Below are 2,500 nucleotides of genomic sequence, written 5' to 3' on the forward strand. Positions count from 1 at the left end.
AATCAACCGAGATTCCCTTAGTAGCGGCGAGCGAACGGGGATTAGCCCTTAAGCTCTTTATGTTTTAGTGGAAGGTTCTGGAAAGTACCGCGATACAGGGTGATAGCCCCGTACACGAAAAGGCATTTAGAGTGAAATCGAGTAGGTCGGGACACGTGTTATCTTGACTGAATATGGGGGGACCATCCTCCAAGGCTAAATACTCCCAGCTGACCGATAGTGAACCAGTACCGTGAGGGAAAGGCGAAAAGAACCCCGGAGAGGGGAGTGAAATAGAACCTGAAACCGTATACGTACAAGCAGTAGGAGCCCTTCGGGGTGACTGCGTACCTTTTGTATAATGGGTCAGCGACTTATTGTCTGTAGCAAGGTTAACCGCTTAGGGGAGCCGTAGAGAAATCGAGTCTTAATAGGGCGTTTAGTTGCAGGCAATAGACCCGAAACCCGGCGATCTATCCATGGGCAGGTTGAAGGTTGAGTAACATCAACTGGAGGACCGAACCCACTAATGTTGAAAAATTAGGGGATGACCTGTGGATCGGAGTGAAAGGCTAATCAAGCCGGGAGATAGCTGGTTCTCCTCGAAAGCTATTTAGGTAGCGCCTCGCGTCTCACCCTCGGGGGTAGAGCACTGTTTGGGCTAGGGGGTCATCCCGACTTACCAACCCCATGCAAACTCCGAATACCGAGGAGTGCAATCGCGGGAGACACACGGCGGGTGCTAACGTCCGTCGTGGAAAGGGAAACAACCCAGACCGCCAGCTAAGGTCCCAAATATCAGTTAAGTGGGAAACGATGTGGGAAGGCCCAGACAGCTAGGAGGTTGGCTTAGAAGCAGCCATCCTTTAAAGAAAGCGTAATAGCTCACTAGTCGAGTCGGCCTGCGCGGAAGATATACCGGGGCTCAAACTGATAACCGAAGCTGCGGATGCTCTTAGGAGCATGGTAGAGGAGCGTTGTGTAAGCCGTTGAAGGTGGATCGGGAGGTCTGCTGGAGGTATCACAAGTGCGAATGCTGACATGAGTAACGATAAGGGAGGTGAAAAACCTCCCCGCCGGAAGACCAAGGGTTCCTGTCCAACGCTAATCGGGACAGGGTTAGTCGACCCCTAAGGCGAGGGCGAAAGCCGTAGTCGATGGGAAACAGGTTAATATTCCTGTACTCGCTATTACTGCGACGGAGTGACGGAGAAGGCTAGGCCAGCATGGCGATTGGTTGTCCATGTTTAAGGTTGTAGGCTGGGGACTTAGGCAAATCCGGGTCCCTAAGGCTGAGAACTGATGACGAAGCCCACTTAGTGGGTGAAGTGGTTGATGCCCTGCTTCCAGGAAAAACTTCTAAGCTTCAGGTAATAGTGAATCGTACTCTAAACCGACACAGGTGGTCAGGTAGAGAATACCAAGGCGCTTGAGAGAACTCTGGTGAAGGAACTAGGCAAAATGGTACCGTAACTTCGGGAGAAGGTACGCCGGTTTTGGTGATGGGACTTGCTCCCTAAGCTGAGGCCGGTCGAAGTGACCAGGTGGCTGCGACTGTTTATTAAAAACATAGCACTCTGCAAACTCGTAAGAGGACGTATAGGGTGTGACGCCTGCCCGGTGCCGGAAGGTTAATTGATGGGGTTAGCTTCGGCGAAGCTCTTGATCGAAGCCCCGGTAAACGGCGGCCGTAACTATAACGGTCCTAAGGTAGCGAAATTCCTTGTCGGGTAAGTTCCGACCTGCACGAATGGCGTAACGATGGCCACGCTGTCTCCACCAGAGACTCAGTGAAATTGAAATCGCTGTTAAGATGCAGTGTACCCGCGGCTAGACGGAAAGACCCCGTGAACCTTTACTACAGCTTTGCACTGAACTTTGAGCCTATTTGTGTAGGATAGGTGGGAGGCTTTGAAGCAGCGACGCTAGTTGTTGTGGAGCCGTCCTTGAAATACCACCCTGGTATGTTTGAGGTTCTAACTCTGGTCCGTTATCCGGATCGAGGACAGTGTATGGTGGGTAGTTTGACTGGGGCGGTCTCCTCCCAAAGAGTAACGGAGGAGTACGAAGGTGCACTCAGCATGGTCGGAAATCATGCAATGAGCATAATGGTATAAGTGCGCTTGACTGCGAGACAGACATGTCGAGCAGGTACGAAAGTAGGTCATAGTGATCCGGTGGTTCTGTATGGAAGGGCCATCGCTCAACGGATAAAAGGTACTCCGGGGATAACAGGCTGATACCGCCCAAGAGTTCACATCGACGGCGGTGTTTGGCACCTCGATGTCGGCTCATCACATCCTGGGGCTGAAGCCGGTCCCAAGGGTATGGCTGTTCGCCATTTAAAGTGGTACGCGAGCTGGGTTTAGAACGTCGTGAGACAGTTCGGTCCCTATCTGCCGTGGGCGTTGGAGATTTGAGAAGAGTTGCTCCTAGTACGAGAGGACCGGAGTGAACGAACCTCTGGTGTTCCGGTTGTCACGCCAGTGGCATTGCCGGGTAGCTATGTTCGGACGGGATA

The 2,500-nt window shown here is 52.3% G+C and carries 1 rRNA gene (only partly in view); it reads left to right on the forward strand.

The features are described 5' to 3' along the window. A 23S ribosomal RNA gene (locus ACJJIR_RS00405) occupies positions 1-2,500 on the forward strand (it extends past both window edges: 218 nt to the left, 164 nt to the right).

Source organism: Microbulbifer maximicatervae (SeqCode), from assembly GCF_052467385.1.